A 19,686-nucleotide genomic window follows, 5' to 3' on the forward strand; every position below is an offset into this window, starting at 1 on the left:
CTCGACCGCCGACCGGTCGCCACCCGAACAGTCTTGTACGAAAATCCAGACCTCTGTATAGTTATGCCATGGAACGCGTGATGTTCCGCACATGGGCCTGAGCCTGCGCCTTGCCCTAGTCTCGACACACGGCTGTCGACCCCCGGAATCAAAAGCGGGGGCGGCGTCGACTTCGAAGAATCCCAGGTGGGACTCCTGTGACAGGTGTGCCGGGGGCGTTTCGCCCCTGTTTCGCGCTGTTCGGCCCAGGGCACACTGGAGGGAACGCGCGACGCTGCGCCTACCCTCGATCCGCCCGCTGACCTGGGGTTCAGTCCGCGATGTGGACGCAGGAATCCACTTCCCGGGGCGAGCGGCATCATGTAACCTGCACCGACAAATCGCATCAGGGCCAACGTCGTCCCTTTGCATGAAGCAACTGTTTACGACGACGGGAGAGCCGATGCTGTCTGCATCCATGCACTCCGGCCACGAGGACGCCAAGGCCGCCGGCCCCTACGCCCTCGTTCCGGACGCGCGTCCCCAGGCCCAGGGTCTCTACGACCCGCGCAACGAGCACGACGCGTGCGGTGTCGGCTTCGTGGCCACGCTGACCGGCATCGCCGACCACAAGATCGTCGAGCAGGCGCTGACCGTCCTGCGCAACCTGGAGCACCGCGGCGCCACCGGCGCCGAGCCGGACTCCGGTGACGGCGCGGGCATCCTGACCCAGATCCCGGACGCGTTCCTGCGCGCCAACACCGACTTCGAGCTGCCGGCCGTCGGCTCCTACGCGGTCGGCATCGCCTTCCTCCCGGACAGCGACGAGGAGGCCGCCGCCGCGGCCACCCGGATCGAGGTCATCGCGGCCGAGGAGGGCCTGACCGTCCTCGGCTGGCGCGACGTCCCGGTCACCCCCGACCTGCTGGGCGCCACCGCCCGCTCCGTCATGCCGCGCTTCCGCCAGCTCTTCGTCACGCACGGCGAGCGCACCGGCATCGCGCTGGACCGGCTCTCCTTCGTGCTGCGCAAGCGCGCCGAGCGCGAGGCCGGGGTGTACTTCCCCTCGCTCTCCGCCCGCACCCTGGTCTACAAGGGCATGCTGACCACCGGCCAGCTGGAGCCCTTCTTCCCCGACCTGTCGGACCGGCTCTACGCCTCCGCGATCGGCCTGGTGCACTCCCGCTTCTCCACCAACACCTTCCCGAGCTGGCCGCTCGCCCACCCGTACCGCTTCGTCGCGCACAACGGCGAGATCAACACGGTCAAGGGCAACCGGAACTGGATGACCGCCCGGGAGTCCCAGCTCGCCACCGACCTGATCCCCGGCGACCTGGACCGGATCTTCCCGATCTGCACCCCGGACCACTCCGACTCGGCGTCCTTCGACGAGGTCCTGGAGCTGCTCCACCTCGGCGGCCGCTCGCTGCCGCACTCGGTGCTGATGATGATCCCGGAGGCGTGGGAGAACCACGCCACCATGGACCCGGCCCGCCGCGCGTTCTACCAGTACCACTCCAACCTGATGGAGCCCTGGGACGGCCCGGCCTGCGTCACCTTCACCGACGGCACCCAGATCGGCGCGGTCCTGGACCGCAACGGCCTGCGCCCGGCCCGGTACTGGATCACCGAGGACGGCCTGGTCGTGCTCTCCTCCGAGGTCGGCGTGCTCGACATCGACCAGGAGAAGGTCACCAAGAAGGGCCGCCTGCAGCCCGGCCGGATGTTCCTGATCGACACCGCCGAGCACCGCATCGTCGAGGACGAGGAGATCAAGGCCGCCCTCGCCGCCGAGCACCCCTACGAGGAGTGGGTCGCCGCCGGGCAGATCCAGCTCGCCAAGCTCCCCGAGCGCGAGCACATCGCCCACACCCACGCCTCCGTCACCCGCCGCCAGCAGACCTTCGGGTACACCGAGGAGGAGCTGCGGGTCATCCTCGCGCCGATGGCCAAGACCGGCGGCGAGGCGCTCGGCTCGATGGGCACCGACTCGCCGATCGCCGCGCTCAGCGAGAAGCCGCGCCTGCTGTTCGACTACTTCACCCAGCTGTTCGCCCAGGTCACCAACCCGCCGCTGGACGCGATCCGCGAAGAGCTGGTCACCTCGCTGCACAGCAACCTCGGCCCCGAGGGCAACCTGCTGGACGCCAGCCCGGCGCACTGCCGCTCGGTCGGCATCACCTTCCCGGTGATCGACAACGACGAGCTGGCCAAGCTGGTCCACATCAACGCGGACGGCGACCAGTCCGGCCTGAAGGCCGTCACCCTGTCCGGCCTGTACAAGGTCGCGGCCGGCGGCCAGGGCCTGGCGGCCCGGCTCGCCGAGATCGCCGCCGAGGCCGACGCCGCGATCGCCGACGGCGCCCGCATCGTCGTCCTCTCCGACCGGCACTCGGACGCCGAGCACGCGCCGATCCCGTCGCTGCTGCTCACCTCGGCGATCCACCACCACCTGATCCGCACCAAGCAGCGCACCCAGGTGTCGCTGCTGGTCGAGGCCGGCGACGTCCGCGAGGTGCACCACGTCGCGCTGCTGGTCGGCTACGGCGCCGGCGCGGTCAACCCGTACCTGGCGATGGAGTCCGTCGAGGACCTCGTCCAGCAGGGCGTCTTCGTCCAGGGCATCGAGCCCGAGAAGGCGATCCGGAACCTGATCTACGCGCTCGGCAAGGGCGTCCTGAAGGTGATGTCCAAGATGGGCATCTCCACCGTCGCCTCCTACCGCGGCGCGCAGGTCTTCGAGGCCATCGGCCTCGCCCAGGAGCTGGTGGACGCCTACTTCGCGGGCACCACCACCAAGCTCGGCGGCATCGGCCTGGACGAGATCGCCAAGGAGACCGCCGCCCGCCACGCCAAGGCGTACCCGGCCTCCGGCATCTCCGCCGCGCACCGCGCGCTGGAGATCGGCGGCGAGTACCAGTGGCGCCGCGAGGGCGAGCCGCACCTGTTCGACCCGGAGACGGTCTTCCGCCTCCAGCACTCGACCCGCACCAAGCGCTACGACGTCTTCAAGCAGTACACGGACCGGGTCAACGCCCAGTCCGAGCGCCTGATGACGCTGCGCGGCCTGTTCCAGCTGGACGGCCTCGGCCGGGCCCCGATCTCCGTCGACGAGGTCGAGCCGGTCTCCGAGATCGTCAAGCGGTTCTCCACCGGCGCGATGTCCTACGGCTCCATCTCGATGGAGGCGCACGAGACCCTCGCGATCGCGATGAACCAGCTCGGCGGCAAGTCCAACACCGGCGAGGGCGGCGAGGACCCGGAGCGCCTGTACGACCCGGCCCGCCGCTCGGCGATCAAGCAGGTCGCCTCCGGCCGGTTCGGCGTCACCTCCGAGTACCTGGTCAACGCCGACGACATCCAGATCAAGATGGCCCAGGGCGCCAAGCCCGGCGAGGGCGGCCAGCTGCCCGGCCACAAGGTCTACCCGTGGGTGGCCAGGACCCGGCACTCGACCCCGGGCGTCGGCCTGATCTCCCCGCCGCCGCACCACGACATCTACTCCATCGAGGACCTGGCTCAGCTGATCCACGACCTCAAGAACGCCAACCCCGACGCCCGCGTCCACGTGAAGCTGGTCTCCGAGGTCGGCGTCGGCACGGTCGCGGCCGGCGTGTCCAAGGCGCACGCGGACGTGGTGCTGATCTCCGGCCACGACGGCGGCACCGGCGCCTCCCCGCTCACCTCGCTCAAGCACGCGGGCGGCCCCTGGGAGCTCGGCCTCGCCGAGACCCAGCAGACCCTGCTGCTCAACGGCCTGCGCGACCGCATCGTCGTGCAGACCGACGGCCAGCTCAAGACCGGCCGCGACGTCGTCATCGCCGCCCTGCTGGGCGCCGAGGAGTTCGGCTTCGCGACCGCCCCGCTGGTGGTCTCCGGCTGCATCATGATGCGGGTCTGCCACCTGGACACCTGCCCGGTCGGCGTCGCCACCCAGAACCCGGTGCTGCGCGACCGGTTCTCCGGCAAGCCCGAGTTCGTGGTCAACTTCTTCGAGTTCATCGCCGAGGAGGTCCGCGAGATCCTCGCCGAGCTCGGCTTCCGCTCGATCGAGGAGGCCGTCGGCCACGCCGAGCACATCAACGCCCAGGCCGCCATCGACCACTGGAAGGCCGCCGGGCTCGACCTGGCCCCGCTGTTCCACGTCCCGGCGCTGCCCGAGGGCGCGGCCCTGCACAACACCACGGGCCAGGACCACGCGCTCGACAAGGCGCTCGACAACCAGCTCATCGAGCTGGCCGAGGACGCCCTGGAGCGCGGCGAGGCCGTCCGGATCCAGCTGCCGATCCGCAACGTCAACCGCACCGTCGGCACCATGCTCGGCCACCGGGTCACCAAGAAGTACCGCGGCGAGGGCCTGCCCGAGGGCACCATCGACGTCACCTTCACCGGCTCGGCCGGCCAGTCCTTCGGCGCCTTCGTCCCCAAGGGCGTGACGCTGCGCCTGGAGGGCGACGCCAACGACTACGTCGGCAAGGGCCTGTCCGGCGGCGTGCTCGTGGTCCGTCCCGCCCGGGACGCCGCCGCGATCGGCGCCGACGCGCAGAACCACGTCATCGCCGGCAACACCATCGGCTACGGCGCCACCGCCGGCCGCATCCACCTGCGCGGCAAGGCCGGCGAGCGCTTCGCGGTCCGCAACTCCGGCGCTACCCTGGTGGTCGAGGGCGTGGGCGACCACGGCCTGGAGTACATGACCGGCGGCCGGGTGGTCATCCTCGGCGAGACCGGCCGCAACCTGGCGGCGGGCATGTCCGGCGGCATCGCCTACGTGCTCGACCTGCGTCCGGCCAACGTCAACAGCGGCATGGTGGGCATCGAGGCCCCCAGCGCCGCCGACCGGGAATGGCTGCGCGACACCGTCCAGCAGCACTACGAGGAGACCGGCTCCACCGTCGCCGCCGAGCTCCTGGCCGACTGGGGCAGCGGGGTCTCCCGCTTCTCCAAGATCATGCCCACCGACTACAAGGCTGTGCTCGCCGCCAAGGACGCCGCTGAGCGCGATGGCCTCTCCGAGGTGGAGACCACTCGCAAGATGATGGAGGCGGCAAATGGCTGACCCCAAGGGCTTCCTGACCACGCCCAAGCAGCTGGCGGAGCGCCGTCCGGTGGACGTCCGGCTCCGTGACTGGAACGAGGTCTACGTCGAGCGCAGCCTCCTTCCGATCATCACCAAGCAGGCCGGCCGCTGCATGGACTGCGGCATCCCGTTCTGCCACAACGGCTGCCCGCTCGGGAACCTGATCCCCGAGTGGAACGACCTCGCCTACCGGGACGACTGGACCGGCGCGATCGAGCGGCTGCACGCAACCAACAACTTCCCGGAGTTCACCGGCCGCCTGTGCCCGGCTCCGTGCGAGTCGGCGTGCGTCCTGGGCATCAACCAGGACGCGGTGACCATCAAGAACGTCGAGGTCACCATCATCGACAAGGCCTGGGACCGCGGCGGGGTCACCCCGCAGGTGCCCGAGCGCCTGTCCGGCAAGACCGTCGCCGTGATCGGCTCCGGCCCGGCCGGCCTGGCCGCCGCCCAGCAGCTCACCCGGGCCGGCCACACCGTGGTGGTGTACGAGCGCGCCGACCGCATCGGCGGCCTGCTGCGCTACGGCATCCCCGAGTTCAAGATGGAGAAGCGCCACATCAACCGCCGCATCGAGCAGATGCGCGCGGAGGGCACCCGCTTCCGCACCGGCGTCGAGGCCGGCGTCGACATCAGCGGCCAGGACCTGCGCTCGCGCTTCGACGCCGTCGTCATCGCGGCCGGCGCCACCACCGCCCGCGACCTGCCCGTCCCGGGCCGGGAGCTGAACGGCGTCCACCAGGCGATGGAGTACCTGCCGCTGGCCAACAAGGTCCAGGAGGGCGACTACGTCGACTCCCCGATCTCGGCCAAGGGCAAGCACGTGGTCGTCATCGGCGGCGGCGACACCGGCGCGGACTGCGTCGGCACCGCGCACCGCCAGGGCGCCCTCTCGGTCACCCAGCTGGAGATCATGCCGCGGCCGTCCGAGGACCGCCCGGCCAACCAGCCCTGGCCGACCATGCCGATGACCTACAAGGTCACCTCGGCCCACGAGGAGGGCGGCGAGCGGATCTACTCCGTCTCGACCACCCACTTCGCCGGCGACGAGGACGGCAACGTCCAGGAACTGCACCTGGTCGAGGTCGAGTTCAAGAACGGCAAGTTCGAGCCCGTGCCCGGCAGCGAGAAGGTCATCCCGGCCCAGCTGGTCACCCTCGCGATGGGCTTCACCGGCACCGACGTCAAGAACGGCCTCGTCGAGCAGCTCGGCGTCGACCTCGACGCCCGCGGCAACGTCGGCCGGGACGGCAAGTTCGGCACCAACGTCGACGGGGTGTACGTTTGCGGTGACGCCGGTCGCGGCCAGTCGCTGATCGTCTGGGCGATCGCGGAAGGCCGTTCGGCCGCCTCGGCGGTCGACGCCTACCTGGGCGGCAAGACCCCGCTCCCCGCCCCGATCAAGCCGACCGACCGCTCGCTGGTGGTCTGACCGACCACCGCCCCGAGAACGCCCACGCCCCCCGCGAGGGGGGCAAGGCCGACAAACACCGACCCGCCAGAGCCGCCGGGACCCGGTCATCACGACGCCTGCCCACTCCCCGACCAGGTAAGGGCAGGCGTCGTTGTCTGTTCTCCGGGGGAGAGCACCGACGGGGGCTCGGGGAACGGCGAGTCCGTGCTGCTGGTGGCCGGAGCCCATCGGGGGTTCGTGCTGCTGCGTGTGGTGAACGGAACCGGAAGCAGATGCGCGCTCCGGCAGTGCACCGTGAGCAGACCGGGCCTCGCCGTTCCCCGAGCCCTGATTCGCACCCCTCCTAGGCCGTCGGGACCTTGTCCAGGAAGCCGACCACGGTGGCGATCCGGCCGTCCTCGGTGGCGGTGAGGACGTCGAAGCCGATCACCAGGGGCTCCGTGGCGCCCGCCGGGGCCAGCTCCCAGGTGAAGCGGGCCACGTCGTGGTGGGCGTCGACCGGGCCGAGGGTGAAGACCAGGCCGGCGAACTGGGCCTGGACGGCTGCCAGGGTGGCGTCGAACTGCTCGTGGCCGCGGACCGCCACCAGCGGGTCGGTGTAGCTGCCGTCGGCGGCCCAGGTCTCCTCGACCAGCTTGCGGCGGGCGGCCGGGTCGGTCTCGTTCCAGGCGGCGAGGTAGCGCTCGGCGAGGTTCCGCAGGTCCATCGGGGGCTCCTTCTGGGTGGTGGTTTCCCTTGCGGGACAAGAAGTTACGGAGATCGCCGGCCCGGGGAATCAGTCGCCTATAGGTAGGGTCGACCCATGCTGTACGGACGGGGGACGGAACGGGCGGCACTCGACCGGCTGCTCGCGGCGGCGGACGGGGGACGGGCCGGGGCGCTGGTGCTGCGCGGCGAGCCGGGCATCGGCAAGAGCGCGCTGCTGGACGCGGCGGCCGCCGGGGCCGCCGGGTGGCGGGTGCTGCGGGCGGCCGGGGTGGAGTCGGAGGCCCGGCTGCCGTACGCGGTGCTCAGCCAGTTGCTGGCGCCCGTCCTGGACCGGACCGGCGCGCTGCCGGGTCCGCAACGGGCCGCGCTGGAACGGACGTTGGGGCTCGCCGACGGCCCGGCCGGGGACCGGCTGCTGGTCGGCCTGGCGGTGCTGACCCTGCTCGGTGACCTGGCCGAGCAGGGGCCGGTGCTGGCGCTGGTGGACGACCTGCAGTGGGCCGACCCGGAGTCCGCCGCGGCGCTGCGGCTGGCCGCCCGCCGGCTCGGCGCGGAGCGGGTCGCCCTGCTGCTCGCCACCCGGGAGGACGCCGGGCCCGACCCGGCCGGGCTGCCCGAACTGCCGGTCGGGCCGCTCGCGGAGCCCGACGCGGCGGCGCTGCTGGCCCACCTCGCGCCCGGACTCGCCGACCCCGCCCGGGCGTTGGCCGCCGCCCGGGGCAACCCGCTGGCGCTGCGCGAACTCCCGCAGGGCGAGGACACCGGGGCGCTGCCGCCCGACGGACGGCTGCGGCTGGCCTACCACGGCCAGGTCAGCCGGCTGCCCGGCCGCACCCAGCAGTGGCTGCTGCTGGCCGCGTTGGAGGAGACCGGCGAGGCGGAGGTGCTGCTGCGGGCCGCCGCGGCGAGCGGACTGGACGCCGCCGACCTGGCGCCCGCCGAGGAGCGGGGCCTGCTGCGGGTCGACCTGGCGGCGGGCCGGGTCGCCTTCCGGCACCCGCTGCTGCGCTCCGCCCTGGTCGACCGGGCGCCGCTCGCCGACCGGCTGGCCGCGCACCGGGCGCTGGCCGCCGCGTACGGGCCCGGCGAGCCGCTGCGCCGGGCCTGGCACCGGGCGCTGGCCGCCACCGGGCGGGACGCGGAGGCCGCCGCCGACCTCGCGGCGGCCGCCGCCACCGCCGCCTCCCGGGGCGGCCACCAGGGCGCCTGCGCCGCGTACGAGCGGGCCGCCCGGCTCAGCCCCGACCCGGTGCTGGCCCGCCGCTGGACGGTGGAGGCGGTGGAGGCCGCGCTGGAGGCGGGCGAGGTGGAGCGGGCCGAGCGGCTCGCCCTGGCCGCCGACCGGCCGGACGCCGACCCGGTCACCCGGGCGCACCTGCTGTTCGCCCGCGGCGTCGCCGAGTTCTGGCGCGGCGAGAACGCCTCCGCGCACCGGCGGCTGACCGAGGCCGCCGCCCTGGTCGCGGCCGCGCACCCCGGCCCGGCCGCCCGGGTCCTGGTGCAGGCCGTGCACGTCGCCTGGTACGACGGCCTCCCGGCCGTGCACCGCTCGCTGGACGCGCTGGCCGCCCTCCCGCTGCCGGACGGGGACCCGCTCGGGCCGGTCGTCCGCTACCTGGGCGCCGCGCTGGGCGGCGGGGACGGGCCGACGCTGGCCGGGGCCGAGCGGGCGGCCCGGGCGGCGGGGGCGGCCGTCCCGGTCGACCTGGTGCTGGCCTGCGGGGCCGGGCTGGTGCCCGGGCACGACGCCGAAGTGCTGGACCTCGCCCGCCGACTGGTCCGGGAGGCCCGGGAGGGCGGCGCCTTCGGGACGCTGCCCACGCTGCTCTTCTTCCTCGCCGAGGCGGAGCTGTTCGACGGCCGCCCCGGCCTGGCCGCCGACCACGCCGCCGAGGCGCTCGGGCTGGCCCGGGACACCGGACAGCCGCTGTGGACCGGCCAGTTGCACGGCTTCCAGGCGTACCTGGCGGCCGCCCGGGGCGACTCGGAGCCCTGCCGGGAGCAGGCCGCCGCGGCCTTCGCCCGGGGCGGGGCGGGCGTCCCCTGGGCCCGTTGGGCGCTGGGCCTGCTCGACCTGGGCGCCGGGCGGGCCCAGGACGCCCACGGGCAGCTGGCCGTGCTCACCGGCGGCCCGCTCGGCTACCAGGTCGCCGCCGTCCGGGCCGTGCCGGACCTGGTGGAGGCCGCGGTGCGGCTGCGCCGCGGCGAGGAGTGCGCCGAGCCGCTGGCCCGGTTCGAGCGGTGGGCGGAGCGCGCCGACCGCCCCTGGGCCCGGGCCCTGGTGGACCGCTGCCACGCGCTGCTGGCCCCCGACGAGTTCGCCGGGGAGCTGTACCGGCGGGCGCTGGCCCGGCACGCCGAGCAGCCCCGGCCCTGGGAGGCGGCCCGCACCGAGCTGCTGTACGGCGAGTGGCTGCGCCGGGGCCGCCGCAAGGCCGAGGCGCGGGCCCCGCTGCGCTCCGCCGAGCAGGCGTTCCGGCTGCTGGGCGCGGTGCCCTGGGCCGAGCGGGCCCGCACCGAGCTGGACGCCACCGGCGGCCCGGCCGCCGGGTCCGGTCCGGCCCGGGCGGTGGCCGGGCTGACCCCGCAGGAGTCGCAGATCGTCCGCCTGGCGGCCCGCGGCCTGTCCAACCGGGACATCGCCGCGCAGCTGTTCCTGAGCGCCCGCACGGTCGGGCACCACCTGTACAAGGCGTACCCGAAGCTCGGGGTAGGCTCCCGGGCCGATCTCGCGCGGGTGCTCCCGGCCCTGTCCTGAGCGGAGTCGAAACCCTCGCCCGTACAACGGATTGGCCAAATGCCGGAAGGACCTCGCGGAGTGTCGTCGCGCAGTGGCAGACTGCTTCCCACGGGGTCCACTTGGCGTTCCTGGGGCGGAGGGTTTGCATGACGGGCCTGCAGACGGGCAGCGGTGCGACCGCGCGTCGCATCCAGTTGGGCGCCCAGCTCCGGCGCCTGCGCGAGGCCCGCGGCGTGACCCGGGAGGACGCCGGCTACTCGATCCGGGCCTCGGAGTCGAAGATCAGCCGGATGGAGCTCGGCCGGGTCGGCTTCAAGCAGCGCGACGTGGCGGACCTGCTGACGCTCTACGGCGTCGACGACGAGGAGTCCCGCGGCGCCCTGCTCGGCCTGGTCGGCGGCACCAATGCCCCGTCCTGGTGGCACGGGTACGGGGACGTGGTGCCCGGCTGGTTCCAGACGTACCTCAACCTGGAGGACGCGGCGAACCTGGTGCGCAGCTACGAGGTGCAGTTCGTGCCCGGCCTGCTGCAGACCGCCGAGTACGCGTACGCGGTGATGCGGGCCGGCAGCCCCGCCGCGTCGGAGGAGGAGATCGGGCGCCGGGCCGCGGTCCGGATGCGCCGTCAGCAGCGCTTCCTGGCCGAGGGGGCGACGGCCCGGTTGGAGCTGATCGTCGACGAGACGGCGCTGCGCCGCCCGTGCGGCGGGCCGGAGGTGATGCGGGCCCAGCTGGCGCGGCTGTCGGAGCTGTCGCTGCGCGGGACGATCAGCCTGCGGGTGCTGCCGCTGGGGACGGTCGCGCTGGCGGCGGACAGCGGGGCGTTCTCGGTGCTGTGCTTCCCCGAGCCGGACCTGGCGGACGTGGTCTACGTCGAGCAGTTCACCACCGCGCTGTACCTGGACAAGCCCGCCGAGGTGGCCGAGTACGCGACCGCGCTGGAGCGGGTGTCGGCGGCGGCGCTGTCGGAGCGGGAGACCAGGGATCTTCTCGCGGAGATCCTCCAAGGGACCTGAGCCACAATTAAGATGATGATCCGTCAGTAGGTGTTCGCCAGCGCCGAAAGGGATCGCATGTCCTTGATCGCCGAACTCGCCCAGCAGTACATCGACGGCCAATGGCGTCCCGGTAGCGGCTCCTGGGACATCGTGGACCTCAACCCCTTCAACGGGGAGAAGCTCGCCTCGTTCACGGTCGCCACCGCCGAGGAGATCGACCAGGCGTACCGCGCCGCCGAACGGGCCCAGCCCGCCTGGGCGGCCACCAGCCCCTACCAGCGCCGCCTGGTCTTCGAGCGCGCGCTGCGGGTGGTCGAGCAGCGCCAGCGGGAGATCCTCCAGGTGATGACCGCCGAGCTCGGCGGCACCCTGGTGAAGTCCTTCTTCGAACTCTCCCTGGTCAAGGACATGCTGCGGGAGGTCGGCTCGCTGGCGCTGCGCGCCGAGGGGAAGATCCTGCCCTCGCCGGTGCCCGGCAAGGAGAACCGGCTGTACCGCCTCCCGGTCGGCGTGGTCGGCGTGATCAGCCCGTTCAACGCCCCGGTCTTCCTCTCGCTGAAGGCCGTCGCCCCGGCGCTCGCCCTCGGCAACGCGGTCGTCCTCAAGCCGCACCAGGACGCCCCGGTGGCCGGCGGCACCCTGATCGCCAAGATCTTCGAGGAGGCCGGGCTGCCGGCCGGCCTGCTGAACGTCGTCCTCACCGACATCGCCGAGATCGGCGACGCGTTCATCGAGCACCCCGTCCCCAAGGTGATCGCCTTCACCGGCTCGGACGGCGTCGGGCGGCACGTCGCCGCCGTCGCCGCGGGCCACCTCAAGCGCACCGTCCTCGAACTCGGCGGCAACAGCGCGCTGGTGGTCCTCGACGACGCCGACCTCGACTACGCGGTGGACGCCGCCGTCGCCAGCCGCTACGTCCACCAGGGCCAGATCTGCATGGCCGCCAACCGGATCCTGGTCGACCGCGCGCTGTTCGCCGAGTTCAGCGAGAAGTTCACCGCCAAGGTCGCCTCGCTGAAGGTCGGCGACCCGGGCGACTCGACCACCCAGCTCGGCCCGCTGATCAACTCCGCCCAGGCCGAGTCGATCACCGCCGAGGTCGACCGCGCGATCGCGGCCGGCGCCCGCCCGCTGCTGCACGGCGCCACCGTCGGCACCCTGGTCCGCCCGACCGTCCTCACCGACATCCCCGCCGACGACCCGATCCTGCGCCGCGAGGTGTTCGGCCCGGTCGCGCTGCTCATCCCGTTCGACGGCGAGGACGAGGCCGTCCGGATCGCCAACGACACGCCCTTCGGCCTGTCCGGCGCCGTGCACACCGCCGACACCGAGCGCGGCGTGCGGTTCGCGCAGCGGATCGACACCGGCATGATCCACGTCAACGACGGGACGATCGCGGACGAGGCGGGGGTGCCGTTCGGCGGTGTGAAGAGCTCCGGCAGCGGGCGGCTCAACGGCGAGGCCAGCGTGGACGCGTTCACCACCCTCAAGTGGATCTCGATCCAGCACGGGCGCTCGCGCTTCCCGTTCTGAGCGGCGCGGTGAGGTGAGGTGAGGTGAGGGGGCCGGGCAGCCGGCCCCCTTCTGCTTTCGGCCTCCCGCCTCCCGCCTTCCGTCAGCGGCCCGCGGGCTGCGGTGGGTGCGGCAGTTGGGGCAGGCCGTCGGCGAGGCCCAGGACGACCCGGGTGCCGAGCGGGCGGGCGAGCCGGAACTCGACCGGGGCGGCGTTGATGCTCGCCGGGCACGCCTCGTCCGGGCCGAACTCGCGCGGGGTGGTGCGGCCGATCAGGACGACCGCCAGGTCGGTCTCGTAGACGGTGCCCGGGTCGACCGTGGCACAGCCGTAGGGGACGTAGGCGGTCAGCAGCAGGCCGTCGGGGGAGACCGCGGAGAGCGAGGCGGAGGTGCCGTCCGCGGTCCACGGGCCGGGCGCGGTGGGCTCGGGGCGGGGGAGGGACTGCCCCGACTGCGGGAGGACGGCCGGGTAGCGGAACGGCTCGGCGTAGCCCGCGAAGGTGAACTCCCAGACCGGGACGGTGGCCTCGCCCCGGCTGGTGGCGACCTGGCGGGTACCGGGCCGGACGGCGGTGACGGCGAGCGAGGGGCAGTCGTCGGCGCAGCCCGTGGCGGCGGCGGGCAGCGAGTCGAGGACGTCCTTGGCGGAGCGCTGCGGCAGGGCGAGGGCGGAGCCGTCGGCGAACCGCACCTCGGAGAGGCCGGAGACGGAGACTGGCAGCGGCACCTGCAGGTCGAACCGGTGCATCAGGTACGCCTGCTTGTCGGCGCCGCTGTGGAAGGCGTCGGAGGGCAGCCACTCGGTGGTGTCCTCGATCGGGTAGTAGCCGTGCTCCCACGCCTGCTGGGTGCTCGACCCGGGCCAGGCCGCGGCCACCTTCGCGGCCTGCTCGGCGGCCGCGCCGGTCGCGGGCCGCGGCTCGGGCCCGGCCGGGACGGTCGTGGCGGGCACGGCCTCGCTGCCCCCGCCGCCCCCGTCGCCGACGCCGACCGGGTGGCTCGCGCACCCGGTGAGCAGCAGGGCCGCCGCCGCGCCCGCCGCGAGTGCTGTCCGTACGCGCATCTTCCGTCATCCCCCCGGGTCGTGGTCCGTGGCCGGACGGGGCTTGGACGGGACGGGGCGGGGAACGGTTCCCGGACGCGCGCGGGGCCGCCCGGGGACGGATTCCCGGGCGGCCCCGGCGGGTCGACGGCTCGCCGGTGGCTAGAAGACCGGGACGCCGGCCCGGACCAGGCGCCAGGTGCTCGTGCCGTAGAAGTCGGCCGGGTCGATGACGCCCTTGGCCTTCACCCAGGCGATCATCGTGTTGCGGATCTCGTCGGAGTTGGCCCACACCTGCTGGGCGGCGGCGACGTGCGGGAAGTTGCCGCCGCCGCTGGCGCGGTAGTTGTTGACGGCGAGGACGAACCGCGCCGCCGGGTCGACCGCCGCGCCCTGGTACGACAGGTTGACGATCCGGCTGCCGACCGGCTGCGCGATGTCGATGTCGTAGGACAGGCCGTAGATCGAGTCGTAGTTGTAGTCGGGGGTGTTGTTGGCCTGGTTGGTCAGGGTGGCCGGGTCGACCGGGGCGCCGGGGGCGAGCTGGGCGTAGTACTTGGCGGAGTACTCCAGGTAGTCCTTGAGCTGGGCGCCGGTCAGGATCCGGGCCTCCAGGGTGTTCTCGTAGATGTACAGGCCGGCCGCGTCGCGCAGCTTGACCTCGCCGGCCGGGATGACCGCGGTGCGGTTGAACGGCGCGGCCTGGGCGAGCACCGGCAGGGCGGCGTACTGGCCGCCGGCCAGCGCGTCGCGGACCGCGTCGGCCTGGACGCGGCCGATCAGGTCGATGATCGGGGTGTCCTTGAACCGGGCGTCGGCGATGGAGAGGGTCTCCTTGCAGCTGCCGATGACCTGGTTGACGTAGGCGACGACCTTCTTGTGCTGGTCGGCGACCAGCTTGACGACCTTAGGGTCCTCGGCGACGGTGTTGGCGTTCAGCAGCCGGGCGCTGACGCCGGTGACGGTCCACTCGCCGCGGGCGAACTCGACCTCGAAGTCGAAGCAGGTCAGCCGCTCGCCCCAGAGCGCGGGCTCGGAGAGCACGACGTTCTTGCCGGTCTCCTCGTTGACCACGATCCGCTGCGGGACCTCCTTGTGGGCGTGGCCGACCAGGATCGCGTCGATGCCGGGCACGGTGGCGGCGGTCTCGGCGCCCGCGTTCTCCGAGTAGGGCAGCTGGTCGCCCCAGGAGGAGCCGCCGTCCACGCCGGTGTGGGCGGTGATCACGACCACGTCGGCGCCGGCCGCGCGGACCTTGGGGACCCACTTGGCGGCGATCTCCGGGATGCCCGGGAAGGCCAGCTGCCCCTGCACGTTGGCCTTGTCCCAGATGGCGATGCCGGGGTTGGTCAGGCCGAGGATGCCGACCCGGATCGGGCGGCCGTGGCCCAGGCGCAGTTCGCGGATGACGTACGGCGGGAAGGCCGGCTTCTCGCTCTTGGCGTCGACCGCGTTGGCGCCCAGCAGCGGGAAGTCCAGCTGGTCCTGGTAGGCGCGCAGCAGCGGGATGCCGTAGTTGAACTCGTGGTTGCCGAGCGCGGCGGCGTCGTAGCCGATGGCGTTCATCGCGGCGGCCATCGGGTGGCGCGGGGCCTTCTTGCCGGTGATCGGCTCGATCCGGGCGAAGTAGTAGGAGAGCTGGGTGCCCTGGATGGTGTCGCCGGCGTCGATCAGCAGGGTGCGGCCGCGGCCCTTCTCCTGCCGGACCTGCTCGACCAGGGTGGAGATCTTGGCCAGGCCGACGTCGTTGTGGGCGGCGTCGTCGTACTCGGAGTCGGTGAAGTACTCCCAGTTCAGGACGTGGCCGTGCAGGTCGGTGGTGCCCATCACGGTGAAGGCGGCCTTGAACGGGACGGGGCCCTTGCCGCGGGAGTCGTCCCGGTCGTGGTCCGCGGCGGCGGCGGGGGTGGCCGCGGCGGCGGACAGGCCGCCGGCCAGGGCGGCCCCGGCCGCGGTGGCGGCGGAGCGGGTGACGAAGTCACGGCGGTTCAGGGACATCGAGGACTCCAAGTGGGGCGTGCGGGCGGTCAGCGGGCGTCCGGGCCGGGGCAGCTGACACCCCGCCACCCGTGGTGACGCGCGTAGAAAACGCGTCTGGCAGTCTGCCGCTTTCCGGCCGCCGGGGCCAGACCCTCCGGCCATCCAACAGGTGAGACGTGGGTGACCTCCGCGTGACGCCGCCCGTCCCGCCCGCACGCGCGTGCGTCAATCCGCCTCCCGGACGCTCACCCCGCGCGCCACCCGCCGCACGGTGCGGGCCCGTTCACCAAATCTTTCGCCAACTGCCATGGGGGGACTGGCCGGAACCGCTCTGTTACGTCCCGGTAATGCCTAGGCTCTGCTGTATGCGCCGAGCAAAAATCGTTTGTACTCTCGGGCCGGCCGCGGATTCGTACGACCAGATCAAGGCCCTGGTCGACGCCGGCATGGACATCGCCCGACTGAACCTCAGCCACGGCTCCCACGCGGAGCACGAGGACCGTTACCACCGGGTCCGCAAGGCATCGGACGAGTCAGGCCGCAGCGTCGGCGTGCTGGCCGACCTGCAGGGCCCGAAGATCCGCCTCGCCACCTTCGCCGACGGGCCCGTCCTGCTGGAGCGCGGCGACGAGTTCACCATCACCGTCGACGACGTCCCCGGGGACCGGGAGATCTGCGGCACCACCTACAAGGGCCTGGCCGCGGACGTCTCGCGCGGCGAGCGGATCCTGGTCGACGACGGCCGGGTCTGCCTGGAGGTCACCCACGTCGAGGGCCCCCGGGTGCACTGCATCGTCATCGAGGGCGGACTGGTCTCCGACCACAAGGGCCTCAACCTCCCCGGCGTCGCCGTCTCGGTGCCCGCGCTCTCCGACAAGGACGTCGAGGACCTGCGCTGGGCGCTGCGGACCGGGGCCGACATCATCGCGCTGTCGTTCGTGCGCAGCGGGAAGGACGTCGAGGAGGTGCACCGGATCATGGCCGAGGAGGGCCGCCGGATCCCGGTCATCGCCAAGATCGAGAAGCCGCAGGCGGTGGAGAACCTGGAGTCCATCGTGGACGCCTTCGACGGCATCATGGTCGCCCGCGGCGACCTGGGCGTCGAACTCCCGCTGGAGCAGGTGCCGATCGTCCAGAAGCGCGCGGTCAAGCTGGCCAAGCGCAACGCCAAGCCGGTCATCGTCGCCACCCAGATGCTGGACTCGATGATCAACGCCTCCCGGCCGACCCGCGCCGAGGCGTCCGACGTCGCCAACGCGGTGCTCGACGGCACCGACGCGGTGATGCTCTCCGGCGAGACCTCGGTCGGCAAGTACCCGGTCGAGACGGTCAAGACCATGGCCCGGATCGTCGAGGCCGCCGAGGAGGACATCCTCGCGGCCGGCCTGCCCGCCCTCACCGCCAGCAGCAAGCCCCGCACCCAGGGCGGCGCGGTGGCCCGGGCCGCCGCCGAGATCGGCGACTTCCTGGACGCCAAGTACCTGATCGCGTTCACCCAGAGCGGCGACACCGCCCGCCGGCTGACCCGCTACCGCTCGCCGATCCCGGTGCTGGCCTTCACCTACGAGCCCGCCGTGCGCAGCCAGTTGGCGCTCACCTGGGGCGTGGAGACCTTCCTCGGCCCGTTCGTCACCACCACCGACGAACTCGTCGCCCAGGTCGACTCCGCCCTGCTGAGCCTGGGCCGCTGCAAGCCCGGCGACGTCGTGATCATCACCGCCGGCTCCCCGCCCGGCCTGGCCGGCTCCACCAACCTGGTGCGCGTGCACCACGTCGGCGAACCGGCCAACTGACGCCGGGCACCGCGCGGCCCGCTCCTCCGGCCCGGCCGGGGGGACGGGCCGCGCCCCGCTTGACGCACCGTCAGGCACCCCGCGCCGGAGCGCGACACCTTGTCGTAGCATGCCCTGGGTGGTGTCCCGGGGATCGGGCCCGCGCCGGGACCGGGGGGAAGACGCAGGTTGATACGCCGCCGCATCGCAGTGGTCTGGACCGCGGTCGTCCTCACCGCGGGCTGCACGCCCTACGGCGCGGACACCCTGCGGGCGGTGCAGAGCAGCAGCCCCGCGCGGCCGCCGACCCGGACCGTGACGCTGGACCGGACCGCCTGGTGGGGCGGCGACTCCTACCGGCTCACCGCACTGACCACCACCCTGCAGCCGGACGGCCGGACCTCGGTCGAACTCGTCCTGAGCGTCGGCATCGAGTCCCCGGTACCGGTCGCCGCCGCCCTGCCCCGGGCCACCCTGGAGTCCGACGGGGTCACCGTCAGCGGCCCGCTGGAGATGACCCCGCCGCCGTACGGCCGGGCCTCGCTGACCGCCACCGTGCAGGACGTCGGCACCGCCGGGCAGCAGCTCGACCCCGACCGGCTCGCCCTGGTGCTCACCGCCCCCGGCGCGGCCCGCGCGGTGATCCCGGTCGGCGCCCGGGCCGGCCAGGACCAGGTCGACCTGGCCCCGACCCCGCTGCGCCCCTCGGCGGACGGCGTGCGCACCGGCCGCCACCGGCTCGCGCTGGCCTCCGCCCGGCTGCGCGAGGACTGCAGCGGCGGCACCGGCAGCGCGCCGACCGTCCTGCTCGGCACCGTCCCGGTGGCGCCGCGGGTGCTGAGCGCCCCGAAGCCGGGCCGGCACGCGGTCGAGGTGCTGTTCGAGGCCCCGGCCGGCAGCACCGCCGACGGCCTGCTGCTGCACCTGACGCTCCCGGACGGGCGGCGGCTCGCCCCCGCCGTCCCGGTCGACGCCACGCCCTACCCGGACCTGACCGGCCGGATCAGCCTGGCCGCCTGGTTCGACTTCTACGGGGACACCACCGGGACGTACACCCTGGAGGCGGTTGACCGGGAGACGGGCGCGGACCCCGCGGTGATCACGCTGGGAACCGGCTGAGAACCGCGGCGGTTCCGAGGCCGGGCGGCCTCGGTCGGCGAGGACCCGGTCGAGACGGTGAAGGCCATGGCCCGCACCGTCAGTCCTTCGGGCCGACGTGCGCGTCCAGTGGTTCCACGGCGGCCCTGCGGGCGATCGAGACGAGGCGGGGCCGTCGAGGGGATCGCCGAAGCAGCGAGGGCAGGTCGACCGTTTCCGGCCGGGGAGCATGCCCCGTCCGGCGAGGTCGCGGTGTTTCCACCACGCGACCGTGCCGCTCGGCACGCACAGCCTCCGGGCGACGTCGGCGTTCGAGACCCCCTGTCGCAGCAGGTGGATCGCCCGGCTCCGGATCGATGGCTCGGCCATGGCAACAGCTTCGCCGGTAGTGGACCCGCGAGGGGCCGGCCCGCCGGACTTCACCCCAAGAGGCGAGCCGTTGGCGATCTTGACCTTGGGTCGAAGAGCAAGCGTGAGTGCCGGGTGCGGGATTCGAACCCGCAAGCCCTCTCGGGCAGATGTGTTTGAGACATCCGTGTATGCCGTTCCACCAACCCGGCGAGGGCGGGTGGGAGAAGGATACCCTGTGCGCGCTCCCGGTTGCAGCTGGGTAGGCTCATGCATGCAGCACCCCGCCGGACCGAGGAGCCCCGTGAGCACCCCCGACGAGCAGCCACAGCCGCTTGAGACCGACTCGCCCCAGATCACCCGAATCGTCATCGCCGAGGACGAGGCACTGATCCGCCTCGACCTCAAGGAGATGCTGGAGGAGGAGGGCTACACCGTCGTCGGTGAGGCCGGTGACGGCGAGACGGCGGTCAAACTGGTCGAGGAGCTCAAGCCCGACCTGGCCATCCTGGACGTCAAGATGCCCGTCCTGGACGGCCTCTCGGCCGCCGAGCGGATCCACGAGCAGCACCTCGCCCCGGTGCTGATGCTCACCGCGTTCTCCCAGCGCGAGCTGGTCGACCGGGCCCGGGACGCCGGCGCGATGGCCTACATCGTCAAGCCGTTCAGCAAGAGCGACCTGGTGCCGGCCATCGAGATGGCGGTCTCCCGCTACACCGAGATGCGCACCCTGGAGCAGGAGATCGCGGACCTCTCGCAGCGCCTGGAGACCCGCAAGCTGGTCGACCGCGCCAAGAGCGTGCTGCAGACCAAGTTCGGCCTGAACGAGCCCGCCGCGTTCCGCTGGATCCAGAAGACCTCGATGGACCGCCGGATGACGATGGCCGCGGTCGCCGAGGCCGTGATCGAGGAGGGCGCGGCCCAGGACCGCAAGAAGGCCGAGACCGCCGAGGGCTGAGCCCCGCCCGCGCGCGAGCGCCCCCGCCCGGACCGCTCCGGGCGGGGGCGCTCG

General features: G+C 73.1%; 11 protein-coding genes and 1 tRNA gene. 8 read left to right on the top strand and 4 right to left on the bottom strand.

The window, feature by feature from the left end; translation table 11 throughout:
• Positions 1 to 457 precede the first annotated feature (457 nt).
• The gene (gene gltB, locus ACWEO5_RS26330) at positions 458 to 5,038 is read left to right on the top strand and encodes a glutamate synthase large subunit (protein ID WP_452164724.1); all 4,581 of its coding nucleotides are present in this window, start codon (positions 458 to 460) and stop codon (positions 5,036 to 5,038) included.
• Complete coding sequence (locus ACWEO5_RS26335) at positions 5,031 to 6,491, top strand: glutamate synthase subunit beta (RefSeq protein ID WP_344551831.1); 1,461 nt, start codon at positions 5,031 to 5,033, stop codon at positions 6,489 to 6,491. The genes gltB and ACWEO5_RS26335 overlap by 8 nt, the downstream gene beginning before the upstream one ends.
• A 325-nt stretch (positions 6,492 to 6,816) precedes the next feature.
• On the opposite strand, the gene ACWEO5_RS26340 is transcribed toward ACWEO5_RS26335, so the two are convergent.
• On the bottom strand, positions 6,817 to 7,179 hold the full coding sequence (locus ACWEO5_RS26340) for a nuclear transport factor 2 family protein (RefSeq protein ID WP_452164715.1): 363 nt from the start codon (positions 7,177 to 7,179) through the stop codon (positions 6,817 to 6,819).
• Positions 7,180 to 7,275: 96 nt separating this feature from the next.
• Between ACWEO5_RS26340 and ACWEO5_RS26345 the strand changes: the two genes are divergently transcribed.
• From ACWEO5_RS26345 to ACWEO5_RS26355, 3 genes are all read left to right on the top strand, one after another.
• Positions 7,276 to 9,939: an AAA family ATPase gene (locus ACWEO5_RS26345; RefSeq protein WP_452164716.1), complete on the top strand. Its 2,664-nt coding sequence runs from the start codon at positions 7,276 to 7,278 to the stop codon at positions 9,937 to 9,939.
• Between the two features lie 128 nt (positions 9,940 to 10,067).
• The gene (locus ACWEO5_RS26350; RefSeq protein ID WP_452164717.1) at positions 10,068 to 10,937 is read left to right on the top strand and encodes a helix-turn-helix domain-containing protein; all 870 of its coding nucleotides are present in this window, start codon (positions 10,068 to 10,070) and stop codon (positions 10,935 to 10,937) included.
• Between the two features lie 57 nt (positions 10,938 to 10,994).
• Positions 10,995 to 12,452 carry an aldehyde dehydrogenase family protein gene (locus ACWEO5_RS26355; RefSeq protein ID WP_452164718.1) on the top strand — a complete coding sequence of 486 codons (1,458 nt, stop codon included), beginning with the start codon at positions 10,995 to 10,997 and terminating at the stop codon, positions 12,450 to 12,452.
• 82 nt (positions 12,453 to 12,534) lie between these two features.
• Here the strand turns inward: ACWEO5_RS26355 and ACWEO5_RS26360 are convergent, their stop codons facing one another.
• Both ACWEO5_RS26360 and ACWEO5_RS26365 read right to left on the bottom strand, forming a co-directional pair.
• Positions 12,535 to 13,497: a hypothetical protein gene (locus ACWEO5_RS26360; RefSeq protein WP_452164719.1), complete on the bottom strand. Its 963-nt coding sequence runs from the start codon at positions 13,495 to 13,497 to the stop codon at positions 12,535 to 12,537.
• Between the two features lie 141 nt (positions 13,498 to 13,638).
• On the bottom strand, positions 13,639 to 15,474 hold the full coding sequence (locus ACWEO5_RS26365) for a bifunctional metallophosphatase/5'-nucleotidase (RefSeq protein WP_452164720.1): 1,836 nt from the start codon (positions 15,472 to 15,474) through the stop codon (positions 13,639 to 13,641).
• A gap of 347 nt (positions 15,475 to 15,821) precedes the next feature.
• On the opposite strand from ACWEO5_RS26365, the gene pyk reads away from it, so the two are divergent.
• Positions 15,822 to 17,249, top strand: a complete 1,428-nt coding sequence (gene pyk / locus ACWEO5_RS26370; protein WP_452164721.1) for a pyruvate kinase — start codon at positions 15,822 to 15,824, stop codon at positions 17,247 to 17,249.
• A 168-nt stretch (positions 17,250 to 17,417) separates the two neighbouring features.
• Positions 17,418 to 18,347 carry a hypothetical protein gene (locus tag ACWEO5_RS26375; RefSeq protein ID WP_452164722.1) on the top strand — a complete coding sequence of 310 codons (930 nt, stop codon included), beginning with the start codon at positions 17,418 to 17,420 and terminating at the stop codon, positions 18,345 to 18,347.
• Between the two features lie 456 nt (positions 18,348 to 18,803).
• Here the strand turns inward: ACWEO5_RS26375 and ACWEO5_RS26380 are convergent.
• Positions 18,804 to 18,886 (bottom strand) — tRNA-Leu (locus ACWEO5_RS26380).
• A 62-nt stretch (positions 18,887 to 18,948) separates the two neighbouring features.
• On the opposite strand from ACWEO5_RS26380, the gene ACWEO5_RS26385 reads away from it, so the two are divergent.
• Complete coding sequence (locus ACWEO5_RS26385; protein WP_380272879.1) at positions 18,949 to 19,632, top strand: ANTAR domain-containing response regulator; 684 nt, start codon at positions 18,949 to 18,951, stop codon at positions 19,630 to 19,632.
• Positions 19,633 to 19,686: the final 54 nt, after the last annotated feature.

Source organism: Kitasatospora sp. NPDC004272 (assembly GCF_053603035.1).